The sequence below is a fragment of the Citrobacter sp. JUb117 genome (assembly GCF_024809055.1).
GTDB lineage: Bacteria > Pseudomonadota > Gammaproteobacteria > Enterobacterales > Enterobacteriaceae > Citrobacter > Citrobacter gillenii.
Genome location: NZ_JANUFB010000005.1, coordinates 244872 through 263382 on the forward strand (window position 1 = coordinate 244872; position 18511 = coordinate 263382).

Here is an 18511-nt window from a genome sequence, read left to right on the forward strand (position 1 = left end):
CGTCAATGGCGAACTATTTTTAAATGACCTTGTGGTATGAGTTCAATAATAAGTTTCATAATATTGCAGAATATTTGAAGTTGTGTGATCTAGATCTACTTAATACAACTGATTATATTAGTCGTAATATGTGATTTATCGATATGGGTATATTTACACAAGGAACTATTATGCTGACTATGGTTTAATTAGCGTTAATTTCGCATGTGTAATATATACATTTAGAGGGATATAGATAACCATGCAATACTTTCACGGGTTAATTAATTACCATATATTTAACATTTAATTAAACAAAATAAAACATAAAACACAAGCAGAATGAACAATAAATATCCATTAATGTGACGATAATATAACCGGATTTCGTTTTTAGGCTCCACCCGGCGTCTTTTTTCAGGCGCGGCGTGTTGCCAGCCAGCACAGCAAAGAGCCAGCACAGACCATCAGTGCACCTTGCCAGAACGAAAATGACAGCGGGGCGCTCAGCAGCACGGCGGCAAGTGCTGAAGAGAGGACCGGTGTGAAATAAGAGCCAACGGCCATAACCGTGACGTTCCCGTGCAGGATACCTATATTCCACGCCGCATAGGCAAATCCTAAGGTTAATGCGGCGGTAAACAGTTTAATGGTCACTGGCGTGCTGAACACCATCTCAGGTTGTGGCGTAATAAAATAATAAATCCACAAACTGGTGGCCGTCAGTAAAACGAACACGGTGATGCCATTAAAGCCTTTTGCATATTTATTGGTCACAGTGCAATAGGTCGCCCAGATAAATGCGCCAAGAAAAGCGAGAAAATAACTGAGCGGGCTACTGGCGACGTTGCTGATAATTTCACCTAAGTTAAGTCCATTATCTCCACCTAATACCCAGCAAACGCCGGTCAATGCCACGATTAATCCGGGGATAACCAGCCAGGTTGTTTTTTGACCATTAAATAATATCGCAAACAATATGGTCAGGCTGGGCCAGAGATAATTAACCATACCGACCTCAATCGCCTGGTGGCGGGTGGCGGCATAGCCCAGCGCTAACGCTAAACATATTTCATAGCTAACGAACAGTACGCTGCCGGCGATTAAATAGCGAACAGGAAACTGACGGATATTCGGGAAGCCAACGGTGAATATTAGCAGCAGACCGCTTAAAGAAAAGATCATGGCAGCGCCGCCTGCAGGCCCCAGTCCCTCGCTAACGCCACGGATCAGCCCAACCATGGTGCTCCAGAGTATGATGGCGATAAGCCCAATCAACGTTGCTTTTTGTTTTGTCATTCGGTTTGTCTGTCCATAGTACTGGCAAAAAAATGGAGCTGAAATGTATAGCACTTTTAGGTCGTAGCACGCTAACGAATTAGCTTTTGGCTAACCCCTTGTGGGTATGAGGGTTAAACAAACTGCACTATTTAGTAGCGGAACCGTTTCGTTATTGATTTGACGCAAAAAATTTATGGATATAGCTGTTAGTTTCGTCGCGAAGTTGTACACATCACCTTTCAAGCTGCCGCTTTAGTGCAACGAGAAGGTGCCAGTGTACGCATCCCTGCAAAAAAGAGGAAAGCAATGGACGTCAGCCGCAGACAATTCTTTAAAATCTGCGCGGGCGGTATGGCGGGAACAACAGTAGCCGCACTGGGTTTTGCACCCAAGATGGCTCTGGCTCAGGCGCGAAATTACAAGCTGATACGCGCGAAAGAGATCCGAAACACCTGCACATACTGTTCCGTAGGTTGCGGGCTATTAATGTATAGCCTGGGTGATGGAGCAAAAAATGCCAAAGAATCGATTTACCATATCGAGGGGGATCCGGATCATCCGGTGAGCCGTGGGGCATTATGTCCGAAGGGCGCAGGATTGCTGGACTACGTACACAGTGAAAACCGTTTACGTTATCCTGAATATCGTGCACCGGGTTCCGATAAATGGCAGCGCATTAGCTGGGATGAAGCATTCACCCGCATTGCAAAATTAATGAAAGCTGACCGTGACGCCAACTTCATTGAGAAGAATGAGCAGGGTGTAACGGTAAACCGCTGGCTTTCAACCGGGATGCTGTGCGCATCTGCGGCAAGTAATGAAACCGGCATGCTGACGCAAAAATTTGTGCGCTCACTCGGCATGCTGGCGGTAGATAACCAGGCGCGCGTCTGACACGGACCAACGGTAGCAAGTCTTGCTCCAACATTTGGTCGCGGTGCGATGACCAACCACTGGGTTGATATCAAAAACGCTAACGTCGTGATGGTGATGGGCGGTAACGCCGCTGAAGCACATCCGGTGGGATTCCGCTGGGCGATGGAAGCCAAGAACAACAATGATGCCACGCTGATTGTTGTCGATCCCCGTTTTACACGTACAGCCTCCGTCGCGGATATTTACGCGCCGATTCGTTCCGGTACGGACATTACGTTCCTTTCCGGTGTGTTGCTGTACCTGATTGAAAACAACAAAATTAACGCTGAATACGTTAAGCACTATACCAACGCCAGCCTGCTGGTGCGGGATGATTTTGCTTTCGAAGAGGGTCTGTTCAGCGGCTACGACGCAGAAAAACGTCAATACGATAAATCGTCGTGGAACTACCAGTTCGATGAAAACGGCTACGCCAAACGCGATGAAACGCTGTCCCATCCGCGCTGTGTCTGGAACTTGCTGAAACAGCACGTTTCCCGCTATACGCCGGACGTGGTGGAAAACATCTGCGGTACGCCAAAAGCCGACTTCCTGAAAGTGTGTGAAGTGCTGGCCTCTACCAGCGCGGCCGATCGTACCACCACCTTCCTGTACGCACTGGGCTGGACTCAGCATACCGTGGGCGCGCAGAACATCCGCACCATGGCGATGATCCAGTTGCTGTTGGGTAACATGGGGATGGCCGGTGGCGGCGTCAACGCTTTGCGCGGTCACTCCAACATTCAGGGGTTAACCGACTTAGGTCTGCTGTCTACCAGCCTGCCGGGCTATCTGACGCTGCCGTCTGAGAAACAGACCGATCTGCAAACGTATCTGACGGCGAATACGCCAAAAGCCACGCTGGCCGATCAGGTGAACTACTGGGGTAACTATCCTAAGTTCTTCGTTAGCCTGATGAAATCTTTCTACGGCGATGCGGCGCAGAAAGACAATGACTGGGGCTTTAACTGGCTGCCGAAGTGGGATCAGTCCTACGACGTCATTAAATACTTCAACATGATGGATAGCGGGAAAGTCACCGGCTACATCTGTCAGGGCTTTAACCCGGTTGCGTCCTTCCCGGACAAAAACAAAGTGGTGCAGTCGCTGAGCAAACTGAAGTATCTGGTGGTTATCGATCCGCTGGTGACAGAAACCTCAACGTTCTGGCAAAACCATGGCGAGTCGAACGATGTCGATCCGTCGACTATCCAGACCGAAGTGTTCCGTCTGCCATCAACCTGCTTTGCGGAAGAAGACGGCTCAATTGCCAACTCTGGACGCTGGCTGCAGTGGCACTGGAAAGGTCAGGATGCACCGGGCGAAGCGCGCAATGACGGCGAAATTCTGGCCGGTATTTACCATCGTCTGCGCAATATGTATCGCACTGAAGGTGGTAAAGGCGTAGAGCCAGTACTAAAAATGAGCTGGAGCTACAAGCAGCCGGACGAACCGCATTCAGAAGAAGTGGCGAAAGAGAACAACGGCTATGCGCTGGAAGATCTCTATGATGCCAACGGCGTGCTGGTTGCGAAGAAAGGCCAGTTGCTGAACAGCTTTGCGCTGCTGCGTGATGACGGTACCACGGCATCCTCCTGCTGGATTTACACCGGTAGCTGGACCGAGCAGGGCAACCAGATGGCTAACCGCGATAACTCTGACCCGTCGGGGCTGGGGAATACGCTGGGTTGGGCATGGGCATGGCCACTGAACCGCCGCGTGCTGTATAACCGCGCATCGGTCGATCCGCAGGGTAAACCGTGGGATCCGAAGCGTATGCTGATCAAGTGGAACGGAACGAAGTGGACGGGTAACGATATCCCGGACTTCAACAACGCACCGCCAGGTAGCGCGACCAATCCGTTTATCATGCAACCGGAAGGTCTGGGTCGTCTGTTCGCCATCGACAAGCTGGCGGAAGGGCCGTTCCCGGAACACTACGAGCCGATGGAAACGCCGCTGGGCACCAACCCGCTGCACCCGAACGTCATCTCTAACCCGGCTGCACGTTTGTACGAAGCGGATGCGTTACGTATGGGGAACAAGAATGACTTCCCATATGTTGGTACGACCTATCGTCTGACCGAACATTTCCACACCTGGACCAAGCACGCGTTGTTGAATGCGATTGCCCAGCCAGAGCAGTTTGTGGAAATCAGCGAAACGCTGGCGGCGGCGAAAGGGATTGCCAACGGCGATCACGTGAAAGTCAGCAGCAAGCGCGGGTTCATTCGTGCGGTTGCGGTGGTGACGCGTCGTCTGCGCTCGCTGAACGTCAACGGTCAGCAGGTAGAGACGGTGGGGATCCCGATTCACTGGGGCTTTGAAGGAGTCGCGCGTAAAGGCTTTATCGCCAACACCCTGACACCAAATGTCGGTGATGCAAACTCGCAAACGCCGGAATACAAAGCGTTTTTAGTTAACATCGAGAAGGCGTAAGGGAGGCGATCATATGTCTATGGAAACGCAGGACATCATCAAAAGGTCCGCTACCAACTCCATCACGCCGCCTCCTCAGGCACGTGATTACAAAGCAGAAGTCGCGAAGCTGATTGACGTTTCCACTTGTATTGGGTGTAAAGCCTGTCAGGTGGCATGTTCAGAGTGGAACGATATCCGTGATGAAGTCGGCCATTGCGTCGGGGTGTACGACAACCCTGCCGATCTCAGCGCCAAATCCTGGACGGTGATGCGTTTTACCGAAACCGAACAGAATGGCAAGCTGGAATGGTTGATTCGTAAAGACGGCTGTATGCACTGTGAAGATCCGGGCTGCCTGAAGGCGTGCCCGTCTGCCGGAGCCATCATCCAGTACGCCAACGGGATTGTTGATTTCCAGTCAGAGCATTGCATTGGCTGCGGTTACTGTATTGCCGGGTGTCCATTTAATATTCCGCGCCTCAATAAAGAGGATAACCGCGTGTATAAATGTACGCTGTGTGTGGATCGCGTGAGCGTCGGGCAGGAACCTGCCTGCGTGAAAACGTGTCCGACCGGGGCGATACATTTCGGCACCAAGCAAGAGATGCTGGAAATGGCCGAGCAGCGCGTGGAGAAACTGAAATCGCGCGGCTACGAACATGCCGGTGTCTACAACCCGCAGGGTGTGGGTGGAACGCACGTTATGTACGTCCTGCATCACGCCAACCAGCCGGAGTTGTACCACGGTTTGCCAAAAGATCCGCAGATAGATACTTCTATCAATCTGTGGAAAGGGGCACTGAAACCGCTGGCCGCCGCCGGATTTATCGCCACCTTCGCCGGGCTGATTTATCACTACATCGGTATTGGCCCGAACAAGGAAGTGGACGACGACGAGGAGGATCATCATGAGTAAGTCGAAAATGATTGTGCGCACGAAGTTTATCGACCGCGCCTGTCACTGGACAGTGGTGATCTGCTTCTTTCTGGTGTCGCTGTCGGGGATTTCGTTTTTCTTCCCGACGCTGCAGTGGCTGACGCAGACCTTCGGTACACCGCAAATGGGCCGCATTTTGCACCCATTCTTCGGTCTGCTGATTTTCGTCGCGCTGATGTTCATGTTTGTGCGCTTTGTGCACCACAACATCCCGGATAAGAAAGATATTCCGTGGCTGAAAAACATTGTGGAAGTGCTGAAGGGCAATGAACACAAAGTGGCGGACGTCGGTAAGTACAACGCCGGACAAAAAATGATGTTCTGGTCGATCATGAGCATGATTTTTGTGCTGTTGATCACCGGGGTGATTATCTGGCGTCCGTACTTTGCGCAGTTCTTCCCAATGCAGGTTGTGCGTTACAGCCTGCTGATCCACGCTGCGGCGGGTATTATTTTGATGCACGCCATCCTCATCCATATGTACATGGCATTTTGGGTGAAAGGATCGATTAAAGGCATGGTCGAAGGGAAGGTCAGCCGCCGCTGGGCGAAGAAGCATCACCCACGCTGGTATCGCGAAGTCGAAAAAGCCGAAGCCAAAAAAGAGAACGAGCAAGGGCTGCAATAACCCATTGACGTTCTGCTGATAAAAATGGCGCTACCGATGTAGCGCCATTTTTTTGTCCATTAAGACCTGCCGGATAGCGCAGGTTTATTCAGCCTACAATACCGTTACTGTGCTACCAGTTTGCGCAGACGTGAGATATCCACGCTTTTTTGCGCTTCAGCCAGACTCCAGGCATTCTGCAGATTCAACCACATTTCGGGCGAACTGCCGATCACCACTGAAAGTTTGATCGCCATTTCCGGGGTTAATGCTGCCTTGCCCGTTAACAGTCGGCTCGCGGTTGAGGGGGCAATCTCCATTGCTCTGGCAAATTCGCGCAGGCTGACGTTTAACTCATCCAGCGCTTCCTGAATAATATCCCCCGGACGGGGATGATTAGCCATTTTCATCAATGATAGTCCTCGTAATCCAGTATATATGCATCGCCATTAACGAATTCAAACGTAATACGCCAGTTGCCTGAAACAGAAATCGACCAAACGCCGTCGCGATCGCCCGTTAACGCATGCAGTTTATAACCAGGCATATTGATATCTGTTACATGGCTCGCTGCATCAATAACGGCAAGTCGGTGCCGCAATCGCCGGACATGCTTCGCCGTCACGCTGATGTTCGCCCCTGAAGAAACAAGTCGCGCAATCCTTTGTGTCTGAAGTTCATGATCATCCATACCTTCCTTGTTCCCTCAAAAGGAACATTATCATTAGTGTTCCGCTGAACGCAACACTAATAGCCGAATTTTGCCAAAGTGTGCAGCGAGTGCGGTAAAAGGAAAAGCGGGCGGGGGGATAAATGGAAAGCGGCGCGCAAGATTCGCCAGACGGCGACATAATGCCGCCATCCGGCAACCGTTTTAGTCCAGCAGTGAATTCAGATGCTCAATCTCCTTGCGCCATTGTGCCTGCAACTGCGGTTTTTGATGTTTGGTTTTGCGTGCCAGGTCATCGGACAGCCGCAGCTCCAGCTCGAGAAGTTTCTCCAGTATTTCGTCGCCATGATGATGCGGATCAGAAACAACCTCTGCCACCGTTTTGCTCGCCGCTAGCTCACTGGCGGTTTCCTGAATGCGGGCGTTAATCGCTTCCAGGTCGTGCCATTCGCTAAGTTCACCCTCATCAATAAACCAGAAGCGGTTGCAGCTTTGGCGGATAAGCTGACGGTCATGACTGACCAGCAGCACGCCGCCGCTGAAGTGTTGCAGCGTGTGCGCCAGCGCTTCTTTGCCTTCCATATCCAGATGGTTGGTCGGCTCGTCGAGCATCAACAGGCTATAGCGGGCAAGTGTCAGCCCGATAAACAGCAGGCGCGAACGTTCGCCGCCGCTTAAGGTGCTGACCCGTTGAGCGTGGCGGATCCACGGGAACCCCGCGCTAATCAGTGCCATTTTGCGCACATCCGGCTGCGGGGCAAATGGCTCGAGAGCCTCGAACAACGAATCGTCATCCGCAAGCTGGTTGAGCGACTGGTCGTAATACCCCAGCGTCACCCGCGGGTGCAGCACCAGCGATGTCGAGGTCATTTGCGTCTGATATTGCTGCCAGATAAGCTTTAATAGCGACGATTTTCCACAGCCGTTACGCCCGACAATCGCCACGCGATCGCCGCTTTTGATGCGAATACCGGCAATGGAAAACAGCGTTGCCGCATCCGCTGCCGGAGAGACGGGGAGGTCTGTCATTTCCAGCAAGCGGTCAGCACGCAGGGCATCGCCATTCAATGTTAGTGACCACTGACTTCCGGCGGTGACATCCGTCTGGTCATCCTTCAGGCGCTGCACTTGTTTTTCCATCTGTTTGGCTTTGCGAGACAAATCTTCGTTGTCGTAGACCCGTCCCCAGGTGGCCAGGCGTTTGGCGCTGGCAGTAACGCGATCGATTTCCTTTTGTTCTGCCTTATGGCGCAGGGCATCGCTGGCATCTCTGTCCACCAACGCCTGGCGCGCCGCACTACAGGGGAGATCGAACGCATGCAGGGAATGATCCCGGAGGATCCACGTTCCGTGCGTCACTGCATCCAGCAATTGTGGATCGTGAGACACCACCACAAAACTGCCGGACCAGTGCTGTAAAAACTGCTCCAGCCACAGCAATGTGGGCAAATCCAGATGGTTACCCGGTTCATCCAGCAACAGCAGGTCGGGATTGCGCATCAGCGCGCGGGCCAGCAGCAGGCGCGTGTGCTGGCCGCCGCTCAGCGTTTGTGCGGTGAGGTGCAAATTCTCCGGCGTAAAGCCCATTTCTGCGAGTAGTGACTCAACCCGCCATTGCTGACCCGCGCGTTCATGCTCGGGAAGTTGTGCCAGTACGGCTTCCTGGAGCGTTAGCGGCAGGATCTCATCCGGTAAATGCTGTTCTACGCGCGCAAGATGACAGTGATGTGCCTGGGCAATGGATCCGCTGGTGGGAGAAATCGTGCCATCCAGCAGTTTTAACAGCGTGCTTTTTCCGCAGCCGTTGTAGCCGATAAGCCCAATGCGGTCGCCTTTTTTCAGGGTAAAAGTGAGATCGTCGAATAGCGTGCCAAATGCCGTATCAACGTGTAAGGATTGTGCGGTTAGTAATGTGCTCATTGTTGCTTACTCAAGAGTTACAGACGTAAAAACGCCTCGTCAAACATCGCTGACGATAACCCGGTAAGCCCGAGAGAAGGGGATTTAGAAGTTAGCTTCGCTCAAGCAGAAGTTATCGCAGCACGATACCGATAACGCTTGAGCACTGGCGATCGCCAAAAGCATGTGAAACGATCAAACGTTCACAGTACAGCATAAGTATCCTCCTTAGTTTTTTCCCGAATGTTAATCGATGGTGAAAGTGTAATCGCAAGTCGCTGAATTGTGCAAGTGTTGAACACCCGGCGGCAGGGCGCCGCCGGGTAAACCGTCAGATAGAGGTACGACGGTAGTCGCGATATTCTGCTTGCCAGAAATTCTCGTCAATCGCCTGCTGCAGGGCTTCAGCCGATGTTTTCACTGCCATGCCTTGCTGCTGGGCCATTTTACCTACGGCAAAGGCTATGGCGCGGGAAACGGTCTGAATATCCTTCAGTTCCGGTAATACCAGCCCTTCGCCGTTCAACACCAGCGGTGAATACTGTGCCAGCGTTTCGCTGGCCGACATCAGCATTTCATCAGTGATGCGCTTGGCGCCAGAGGCGATCACGCCAAGACCGATACCCGGGAAGATATAGGCGTTGTTACACTGGGCAATCGGGTAGATTTTATCTTTCCAGGCGACCGGGGCAAACGGGCTACCGGTGGCCACCAGCGCATTGCCTTCGGTCCAGGCAATAATATCCTGCGGCGTGGCTTCCACGCGTGATGTCGGGTTAGACAGCGGCATGACGATTGGGCGCGGACAGTGCTTGTGCATCTCGCGAATAATTTCTTCGGTAAACAGGCCCGTCTGACCGGAGACACCAATCAGAATGTCCGGCTTCACGTTGCGAACCACGTCGAGCAGAGACAGCACATCTTCTTTCGTATCCCAGTGCTGCAGGTTTTCGCGTTTTTGCACCAGTTTGGTCTGGAACGAGAGCAGGTTCGGCATTTTGTCGGTTAACAGACCAAAGCGGTCAACCATAAACACACGCTGACGCGCGGCCTCTTCGCTTAATCCTTCACGCTGGATCTGCGCGATGATCTGCTCGGCAATCCCGCAACCGGCGGACCCCGCACCAAGGAAGACAATATTTTGTTCGCTCAACTGGCTGCCCGCCGCGCGGCTGGCCGCAATCAGCGTCCCGACGGTAACCGCCGCCGTGCCCTGAATATCGTCATTAAACGAGCAAATTTCATCACGATAGCGGGTCAGCAACGGCATGGCGTTTTTCTGCGCGAAGTCTTCAAACTGCAGCAGCACTTCGGGCCAGCGATGTTTCACCGCCTGGATGAACTCATCAACAAATTCGTAGTATTCATCGTCGGTGATGCGCGGATTACGCCAGCCCATATACAGCGGATCGTTCAGCAACTGCTGATTGTTGGTACCGACATCCAGCACTACCGGCAGGGTATAGGCCGGGCTGATGCCGCCACAGGCGGTGTACAGCGACAGTTTGCCGATAGGAATGCCCATCCCGCCGATCCCCTGGTCGCCAAGACCCAGAATACGTTCACCGTCGGTCACGACGATAACTTTGATATTGTGGTTCGGGACGTTTTGCAGGATATCGTCCATGTTATGGCGGTTCTGGTAGGAGATAAACACGCCGCGCGCGCGACGATAAATCTCGGAGAAACGCTCACAGGCGGCACCCACCGTCGGGGTATAGATAACCGGCATCATCTCATCAAGATGGTTTTGTACCAGTCGGTAAAACAGGGTTTCGTTGGTATCCTGAATGTTGCGCAGGTAGATATGTTTGTCGATTTCCGTTTTGAATCCCTGATATTGGATCCAGGCGCGTTCGGCCTGCTCTTCAATCGTCTCGACCACTTCCGGCAGTAACCCCAGCAGGTTGAAGTTACGGCGTTCTTCCACACTGAAAGCACTCCCTTTGTTCAGTAAGGGAAATTCCAGCAGTACCGGGCCAGCGTAAGGGATGTAAAGGGAACGCAGTTTGTTAGTTTCGTTTTCCATGTCACTCACTCTTTTTTGAATAACCCTCCCTGGCACTGTTTATGATCGTAGGTTGCCTTCCGCCAGGGAAACGGCCGAAGTATAAAGCATTGTGAATGGGTTAAGGGGTTTTATAAGCAAAAACACCACCGCGGTTGCAATGGTGTATATCATCATTATTCAGTATAACGTGCGGGGTATTACTTGGCGTCAGCGCGGCGTTTTCTTCCGGTAGGGTTGTTGACCACGCTGGTTTTGTCGCCTTCGGTCACGGTTTTACGTTGATTGGAGATTTTGTGGTCCAGTCCAAGAACATGACGGGCCTGACGGTTCGATTTCATTCTAACTCCTTAATCCTGTTACTGGTTTCAAGGGCGAGCCCGCGTAAGCGCGGACGAAATACAACCTGATTAACAGCCGGTGTCTAAAATAACGGCTTTCTGGATGGTCGGTCATTTCATCTGAAAGGTCAATGCTTAAGCTGTTAATACAGAACTATCCAATATGCGTCATGTGTTTCCCTCAGCGTCCTATACTTGTTACTCCGACGACAACACAGGAGAGCGGTAATGACTATCCATAAGAAAGGTCAGGCACACTGGGAAGGCGACATTAAACGCGGTAAAGGGACCGTGTCGACCGAAAGTGGCGTGTTGAACCAGCAGCCGTATGGGTTTAATACGCGATTTGAAGGTGCGAAAGGCACCAATCCTGAAGAGTTGATTGGCGCGGCTCATGCGGCCTGCTTCTCGATGGCGCTTTCGTTAATGCTGGGTGAGGCGGGCTTCACGCCAGACGCCATTGATACCACTGCCGATGTTTCTCTGGATAAGGTGGATGCGGGTTTTGCCATCACCAAAGTGGCGCTGCACAGTGACGTTTCCGTGCCCGGCATTGATGCCGCAACCTTTGACGGTATTATCCAGAAAGCGAAAGCCGGATGTCCGGTGTCACAGGTTCTGAACGCGGAAATTACGCTGGATTACCAGCTGAAGTCTTAACGATGATGTGCCGGATGCGAGAGCGCATCCGGCTGACATAACTTACTGCGCCACCCAACCGCCGTCCATATTCCACGCCACACCGCGCACCTGCGCCGCACCGTCTGAACATAAGAACAGCGCCAGTTCTCCCAGTTGCTCCGGGGTGACAAACTCGCGTGACGGTTGCTTCTCCGCGAGCAGAGCATCGCGCGCAACATCCGGCGCGGTGCCCTCGGCAATGCGCTTGTCGATCTGCTGTTGTACCAGCGGCGTCAGCACCCAGCCGGGACACAGTGCGTTACAGGTTATGCCGGTCTGCGCTGTCTCAAGTGCGGTGGTCTTGGTTAGCCCCACCACGCCGTGTTTAGCCGCGACATAGGCCGATTTTTCTTTTGACGCCACCAGCCCGTGCACAGAGGCGATATTAATGATGCGACCCCAGTTGCGTTGACGCATGCCGGGCAGCGCCAGACGGGTAGTGTGAAAAACGGAGGACAGATTAATCGCGATGATCGCATTCCATTTATCGACCGGGAACGTCTCCAGCGGTGAAACATGCTGGATCCCGGCGTTGTTGACAAGAATATCCACGCCGCCGAACTCGCTGTCGGCGTAGCGCATCATCTCGGTAATTTGCGCTGCATCGCTGAGATCCGCCCCGTGATACCCCGGTGTTTTGCCATACTTCGCCACGGCATCTTTTGCCGCCTCAGCATCACCAAAGCCGTTAAGAATCAGTGTGGCGCCAGCTTTCGCCAGCACCTGCGCAATGCCTAATCCAATACCGCTGGTGGAGCCGGTAACCAGGGCCACTTTTCCCGTTAAGTTCATGATGATTCTCCTTAAACAATGCCGGTGGTGTAGAAGACGCCGATCACAAACAGAACGGCCAGACTTTTGATTATGGTGATGGCGAAGATCCCGCCATATGCCTGACGGTGACTGAGACCGGTGATGGCCAGCAGCGTGATTACCGCCCCGTTATGCGGCAGAGTATCCATGCCACCACTGGCCATAGAGGCCACGCGGTGAAAGACTTCCAGTGGAATGTTGGCGGCATGTGCGGCGGCGATAAAGGTGTCGGACATTGCCGCCAGCGCAATACTCATCCCGCCGGATGCTGAACCGGTGATCCCGGCCAGAGTGGTGATGCTGATGGCTTCGTTGAGCAACGGGTCGGGAATGGCCGCTAGCGCTTTTGACAGCACCAGGAAGCCCGGCAACGCGGCGATCACTGCGCCAAAACCGTATTCTGAAGCGGTATTCATTGCCGCGAGGATCGCACCGCCCACCGCCGTTCGGCTGCCTTCCGCCAGGCGACCTTTTATATTGCGAAAACCAAAAACCACGACCAGCAGGATCCCGGCAATCAGCGCGGCTTCCACCGCCCAGATAGCGGTAATTTTGCCGACTTCAGTGGTAATCGGTTTGGCAAGACCCGGTAGCTCCAGTTGATGCGTCGAGCCATAAAACACCGGGATCCAGCGGGTGAACAACAGGTTAAACACCCCCACCAGAATCAGCGGCGAAATCGCAATAATCGGGTTTGGCAGATTAATATTATCCGGCGTTTCCGGTTCGTTAAGCAGTTCGGTGCCATAGCCCTCGTTCTTTGCCTGCGCTTTTCGGCGCTGACGCTCAAGGTAAATCAGGCCGACAAAGATAATAAACAGCGAGCCTATCAGCCCCAGCCAGGGCGCGGCCCAGGCGTTGGTGCCAAAGAAGCTGGTCGGGATAATGTTCTGGATCTGCGGTGTACCGGGCAGTGCATCCATGGTGAAAGAGAAGGCGCCCAGCGCCACGGTTGCCGGGATCAGTCGCTTCGGAATGTTGCTCTGACGGAACAGCTCAGCGGCAAACGGATACACCGCAAACGCCACCACGAACAGCGAGACACCGCCGTAAGTCAGCAGCGCGCACACCAGCACGATCACCGGAATGGCGTGACGCCGCCCGAGGACGTTGATGGCGGCGGCGACGATTGAACGGGAAAAACCCGATAATTCGATTAACTTGCCAAACACTGCACCCAGTAAGAACACCGGGAAGTACAGCTTCACAAAACCGACCATTTTTTCCATAAACAGGCCGGTAAAGGCAGGACCGACGGCGCTGGGTTCAGTCAGCAAAACAGCACCTAATGCCGCGATGGGGGCAAACAGGATGACGCTGTATCCGCGATAGGCTGCCAGCATCAGCAGGCCCAGCGCGGCCAGGGCGATTAATACACTCATCATGACTCCTCAATATCATTGTTATAGTGGGGTACAGAAAGAGAAGTTACGGTTTCAGGGCAAAACGCAGCTGATGCTCTCTGCGTTGCTGGATGTATTCCTTGCGCGAATCATCCCAGTGATAAAACCCCTGACCACTGCGTAAACCGGTTTCATCGCGAGCAACCTTGTCGGCGACCAGCGACATCATGTCGCTGCCGGTGGCGAGTGTTGGAAGCAGATGGCGACAAATATCCTGCACCGTGGCAAGTCCGGTCATGTCCGCCGCTTCCAGCGGGCCGACCATCGCGTAACGGCGGCCCAGCGACGCACGCATCACCTGGTCTACCACCTCGGCGCTGGCAATACCGCTTTTGACGATATGCAGCGCTTCACGCAGCAGGGCAAACTGCAGGCGGTTGCCGACAAAGCCCGGTGCGGCGCGATCGAGCACCACCGCCTCAAGCTGCATCGCGACCAGCCATTGCTGCAATTCACTGAGATATTCAGGTTTGGTTGCTGTGCCCGGCACGATTTCAACCAGCGGAATAAAGTGCGGTGGATTCCAGAAATGTGCGATCAGCAACCGCTCCGGGTGCGCGAGTTTTTCCGCCAACGCATCCGGCGGCAGGCCACTGGTGTTGCTGGCGATAATCGCTTCGGGTGAGATAACGGCTTCCAGCTGTGCGTACAGCGCGTGCTTCAGCTCTAGCCGTTCCGGGATCGCTTCGATTAATAATCCAGACGCGGCGATATCCGCCAGAGAGGTTGTGCCGTGCAGTCGCGCGAGAACCGATGCTTTATCTGCGGCGGCAAACTGGTCGGTGGCAATCAGCTCGTCCAGAATACTGCTGGCAACAGCTGTTATCTCGGCAATACGGTTGCTGTCGGGATCAAACAGCCAGATAGGATGACCAAAACGGGCAAAGTGGGTCGCGATGCCGACGCCCATTAGCCCGGCTCCCAGTACGCTAATGTGATTAGTCTGCATAGTGTGCTCCTGTTGGACGTTCCACCGTTAGCGCCACACCATGGCCGCCACCCACGCACAGCGTGGCCAGCCCTTTGGCCACATTGCGCCGCGCCATTTCATGTAGCAAGGTAACCAGAATGCGGCAACCTGAGGTCCCGATTGGGTGGCCCAGCGCAATTGCACCGCCGTTAACGTTAACCTTGCTGCTGTCCCAATTCAGCGATTCGCCGACCGCCAGCGCCTGGGCGGCAAAGGCTTCGTTGGCTTCGATCAGATCAACGTCATCCAGCGTCCACCCGGCGCGCTTCAGGCACTTCAGCGAGGCTTCCACCGGGCCGATCCCCATAATGGCTGGATCAACGCCCGAGACGGCGTAACCGGTGATTTTTGCCAACACAGGAAGGTTTAATTCAGCGGCTTTGGCGGCACTCATTACCATTACTGCCGCCGCACCGTCGTTTAGGGAAGACGCATTGCCCGCCGTCACCGTGCCGCTGCCGGGACGAAATGCCGGTTTCAACTGCGCCAGTTTTTCCGCCTGAGTCTCCGGGCGAGGTTGCTCATCACGCTCCACCACGCGCGGTGCTTTTTTCCCTTGCGGAACGCTAACTGGGGTGATTTCTGCGTTAAACCGACCGGCTTCGAGGGCGGCGGCCGCTTTTCGCTGGGAGTGCAGGGCGAAGGCATCCTGTTGCTCGCGACTGATGGCGAATTTATCCGCCAGATTTTCGGCGGTAATACCCATATGGTAGTCGTTGAACGCATCCCACAGCCCGTCATGCACCACGCTGTCTTTCAGGCTGGTATGACCCAGACGTAATCCTGCGCGGGCACCGTCGAGAAAATAGGGTGCATTGCTCATGCTTTCCTGACCGCCGGCAATCACGATGTCCGCATCGCCGCAGCGAATGGCCTGCACCGCCAGATGAACCGCTTTTAGTCCTGAACCGCACAGTAAATTGAGGGTCATCGCTGGGGTGGTTACCGGCAAACCGGCACGAATTGCCGTCTGTCTGGCCGGATTCTGCCCACAGCCGGTCGTTAAAACCTGACCTAAAATCACGTCGTCTATCTGTTCTGGTGCAACCCCGGTCTTTTCCAGCAGAGCGCGGATGACCGTTGTCCCTAACTCAACGGCAGAAAGCGGGGCAAGGGCACCATGAAAACTGCCAATTGGCGTGCGCGTTGCTGCGACAATAACAACATCCATCATGGTCAGATCCTTAGTTGAAGTGCATTTCTGGGACATGATCGGGAACGATCAGCTTGCCGGCGGTTCTGGCAACAATGTCGTCCACGCTGACGCCCGGCGCCCGTTCGCGCAGAATGAACGCGCCGTCGGCAATTTCCAGCAGCGCCAGGTCGGTCAGCACGCGCTTGATACAGGCCACGCCGGTCAAGGGCAGAGTGCAACTGGGAAGCAGCTTGGACTCACCGCTTTTCGAGGCGTGCGTCATCACAACGATGATGTTTTCAGCGCCAGCGACCAGATCCATCGCGCCGCCCATACCTTTCACCATTTTTCCGGGGATCATCCACGAGGCGATATTGCCATTGGTATCCACTTCAAATGCGCCAAGAACCGTCAGGTCGACGTGGCCGCCGCGGATCATGGCGAAGGATTGTGCGGAGTCGAAAATTGCCGCGCCTTTACGCGCCGTCACTGTTTGCTTACCGGCGTTGATCATGTCGGCATCAATGTCGTCCTCGGTAGGGAACGGCCCCATACCAAGCAAGCCGTTCTCTGATTGCAGCATCACGTCCATGCCGTCGGGGATATAATTGGCCACCAGGGTCGGGATACCGATACCGAGGTTGACGTAATAACCGTCGCGCAGCTCGCGAGCGACACGCATCGCCATTTGTTCACGCGTTAACATGGTCAGGCTCCTTGATGGCGTAGGGTGCGTTGTTCAATACGTTTTTCGAACTGCCCCTGAATAATGCGATTGACGAAAATTCCGGGGGTGTGAATAGCGGCGGGATCCAGCTCGCCGGGAGGGACAATTTCTTCCACTTCGACTACCGTGATGCGTCCGGCTGCTGCCATCAGTGGGTTAAAGTTTTGTGCGGTATGGCGGTAGATGACGTTGCCGTACCAGTCGGCTTTCCAGCCTTTGACCAGCGCGAAATCACCGGTAATCGCCTGCTCCATGATGTAAGGCCGGCCGGCAAACTCGCGCACCTCTTTGCCTTCGGCGACGGGGGTACCGTACCCGGTGGCGGTGAAGAAGGCGGGAATGCCTGCACCACCGGCTCGTAGCTGCTCCGCCAGCGTGCCCTGTGGCGTCAGAATGGCTTCCAGCTCTCCGCTCAGCACCTGCTTTTCGAACAGGGCATTTTCACCGACATAGGACGCCACCACTTTGCGTACCTGGCGTGCTTCCAGCAGCACGCCGAGGCCAAACCCGTCCACGCCGCAGTTGTTCGACACCACGGTCAGTCCCTGAACGTTCCGACGGCGCACTTCTGCAATCAAATTCTCAGGAATACCGCATAAGCCAAAACCGCCTGCCAGCAGCGTCATGTTGTCAGTCAGCCCTTCCAACGCCTGTTGATACGTGGCGACCCGTTTATCCAGTCCAGCCATACACTTGCCCCTCCAGTTGTTCCTGGCGACATCATTAGGGGTGAAAAATGATTTGTTAATTTTAAATTTGTGACTCACTCATTGGGTTTTTTTATCAATTTAATGTTAATTAAAGGTATTCAACAAGTTAAAGGAATGAGTAATGAGAATGAGCATCAAACAGTTACGCGCGTTTTTAGCGGTAGCTCACACTCTGAATTTTGCTCATGCCAGTGAACGGCTGAATATGTCGCAACCCGCGTTAAGCCTGGCGATCAAAGGACTGGAAGAGTCGTTAGGGGGCGCTTTACTGTTAAGAACCACCCGCAAGGTGACCCTGACGCAGGAGGGCGAAACGCTGCTGACCATGGGGCGACAGCTGCTTGCCGACTGGGAAAATACCGAAGAAGCCATGCGCCAGCGCTTTACACTGCAACGTGGCAAAATTTCGATTGCTGCGATGCCGTCATTTGCCGCGAATGTGCTGCCGCCGGTGCTCAAGACCTTTCGCGACAGCTATGCCGGTGTCAATGTCACGGTGCACGACGTAATTAACGAGCAGGTGATTGAAATGGTCAGCGAAGGGCGGGTCGAGATGGGGATTGCCTTTGAACCGGACTACTCCGGACACCTGCATTTTACCCCGCTCGGGATGGATCGTTTTATCGCCATCGTCCCTCCGACCAGTCGTCTGGCTGGCCGGGAACGCATCGCATGGAAGGACTTGCTGACGCTGGATTTTATTACCTTGCAACGTCCCTCTGCCGTACGTCTGATGCTGGAAGAGCAACTGGTACAAAGCGGCCATGCGCTGGAAGTGGCGTTGGAGAGCCACCAGTTGGTGACCATTGGACGCCTGGTGGCGAATGGTTTAGGCGGCAGTGCCGTGCCTGCATTGTGCCGCACACAGATGACCGAACTTGGCGCAACCTGTATTGAGCTGGACGGCCCGGTTATCCAGCGTCGTATTGGGATCCTGCGTTCCTCGCATCATAAGTTGTCGACTGCATCCGAAATGCTGGTGGATGCGCTGAAAAAGGCATATTGCGCCTGATA

General features: G+C 54.0%; 16 protein-coding genes and 1 pseudogene. 5 read left to right on the forward strand and 12 right to left on the reverse strand.

The genetic code is table 11. The features are described 5' to 3' along the window. Positions 1-396: 396 nt before the first annotated feature. The gene (gene yddG, locus M2374_RS13530; protein WP_117342800.1) at positions 397-1278 is read right to left on the reverse strand and encodes an aromatic amino acid efflux DMT transporter YddG; all 882 of its coding nucleotides are present in this window, start codon (positions 1276-1278) and stop codon (positions 397-399) included. Positions 1279-1566: 288 nt separating this feature from the next. Between yddG and fdnG the strand changes: the two genes are divergently transcribed. The 3 genes from fdnG to fdnI are packed head-to-tail and all read left to right on the forward strand — an operon-like array spanning position 1567 to position 6161. After that, positions 1567-4614, forward strand: coding sequence for a formate dehydrogenase-N subunit alpha (gene fdnG, locus M2374_RS13535; RefSeq protein WP_137398860.1), 3048 nt, complete (start codon positions 1567-1569; stop codon positions 4612-4614). Positions 4615-4627: 13 nt separating this feature from the next. Further along, positions 4628-5512 carry a formate dehydrogenase N subunit beta gene (gene fdnH, locus M2374_RS13540; RefSeq protein WP_115258486.1) on the forward strand — a complete coding sequence of 295 codons (885 nt, stop codon included), beginning with the start codon at positions 4628-4630 and terminating at the stop codon, positions 5510-5512. After that, entirely contained in the window at positions 5505-6161 is a 657-nt protein-coding gene (fdnI, locus tag M2374_RS13545; protein WP_096757031.1) for a formate dehydrogenase-N subunit gamma, read from the forward strand. Before fdnH ends, fdnI begins: the two co-directional genes overlap by 8 nt. Before the next feature lie 104 nt (positions 6162-6265). Here fdnI and M2374_RS13550 read toward each other — a convergent pair whose 3' ends face one another. The 5 genes and pseudogenes from M2374_RS13550 to sra all read right to left on the reverse strand — a co-directional run bounded on the left by M2374_RS13550 (position 6266) and on the right by sra (position 11058). Further along, positions 6266-6550, reverse strand: coding sequence for a HigA family addiction module antitoxin (locus M2374_RS13550; protein WP_096757032.1), 285 nt, complete (start codon positions 6548-6550; stop codon positions 6266-6268). Then, positions 6550-6827 (reverse strand): annotated as a pseudogene (locus M2374_RS13555) (type II toxin-antitoxin system RelE/ParE family toxin). The gene M2374_RS13550 and the pseudogene M2374_RS13555 overlap by 1 nt, the downstream one beginning before the upstream one ends. A gap of 187 nt (positions 6828-7014) precedes the next feature. Then, complete coding sequence (locus M2374_RS13560) at positions 7015-8730, reverse strand: ABC-F family ATP-binding cassette domain-containing protein (protein WP_181689092.1); 1716 nt, start codon at positions 8728-8730, stop codon at positions 7015-7017. Between the two features lie 310 nt (positions 8731-9040). Further along, positions 9041-10738, reverse strand: a complete 1698-nt coding sequence (maeA, locus tag M2374_RS13565; protein ID WP_115258488.1) for a malate dehydrogenase — start codon at positions 10736-10738, stop codon at positions 9041-9043. Between the two features lie 179 nt (positions 10739-10917). Then, the gene (gene sra, locus M2374_RS13570; RefSeq protein WP_096757036.1) at positions 10918-11058 is read right to left on the reverse strand and encodes a stationary-phase-induced ribosome-associated protein; all 141 of its coding nucleotides are present in this window, start codon (positions 11056-11058) and stop codon (positions 10918-10920) included. A 228-nt stretch (positions 11059-11286) separates the two neighbouring features. Here sra and M2374_RS13575 point away from each other — a divergent pair, with 228 nt between their 5' ends. Next, the gene (locus M2374_RS13575; protein WP_096757037.1) at positions 11287-11718 is read left to right on the forward strand and encodes an OsmC family protein; all 432 of its coding nucleotides are present in this window, start codon (positions 11287-11289) and stop codon (positions 11716-11718) included. A 42-nt stretch (positions 11719-11760) separates the two neighbouring features. Here M2374_RS13575 and M2374_RS13580 read toward each other — a convergent pair whose 3' ends face one another. Genes M2374_RS13580 through M2374_RS13605 form a run of 6 tightly spaced genes read right to left on the reverse strand, consistent with a single transcriptional unit; the run spans position 11761 to position 17476 of the window. Next, positions 11761-12531, reverse strand: coding sequence for a 3-hydroxybutyrate dehydrogenase (locus tag M2374_RS13580; RefSeq protein WP_096757038.1), 771 nt, complete (start codon positions 12529-12531; stop codon positions 11761-11763). Positions 12532-12542: 11 nt separating this feature from the next. After that, a complete protein-coding gene (locus M2374_RS13585) occupies positions 12543-13937 on the reverse strand; it encodes a GntP family permease (protein ID WP_220133093.1) in 1395 nt (464 codons plus the stop codon). A 43-nt stretch (positions 13938-13980) separates the two neighbouring features. Next, positions 13981-14904: a 3-hydroxyacyl-CoA dehydrogenase family protein gene (locus M2374_RS13590; RefSeq protein ID WP_181689093.1), complete on the reverse strand. Its 924-nt coding sequence runs from the start codon at positions 14902-14904 to the stop codon at positions 13981-13983. Further along, the gene (locus M2374_RS13595) at positions 14894-16099 is read right to left on the reverse strand and encodes an acetyl-CoA C-acetyltransferase (RefSeq protein ID WP_181689094.1); all 1206 of its coding nucleotides are present in this window, start codon (positions 16097-16099) and stop codon (positions 14894-14896) included. Before M2374_RS13595 ends, M2374_RS13590 begins: the two co-directional genes overlap by 11 nt. 10 nt (positions 16100-16109) lie before the next feature. Beyond that, positions 16110-16766 carry a CoA transferase subunit B gene (locus M2374_RS13600; RefSeq protein WP_115258492.1) on the reverse strand — a complete coding sequence of 219 codons (657 nt, stop codon included), beginning with the start codon at positions 16764-16766 and terminating at the stop codon, positions 16110-16112. A gap of 2 nt (positions 16767-16768) precedes the next feature. After that, a complete protein-coding gene (locus M2374_RS13605; protein ID WP_096757043.1) occupies positions 16769-17476 on the reverse strand; it encodes a CoA transferase subunit A in 708 nt (235 codons plus the stop codon). Positions 17477-17618: 142 nt separating this feature from the next. Between M2374_RS13605 and M2374_RS13610 the strand changes: the two genes are divergently transcribed. Further along, positions 17619-18509, forward strand: coding sequence for a LysR family transcriptional regulator (locus M2374_RS13610; RefSeq protein WP_096757044.1), 891 nt, complete (start codon positions 17619-17621; stop codon positions 18507-18509). The last annotated feature ends 2 nt before the right edge of the window (positions 18510-18511 follow it).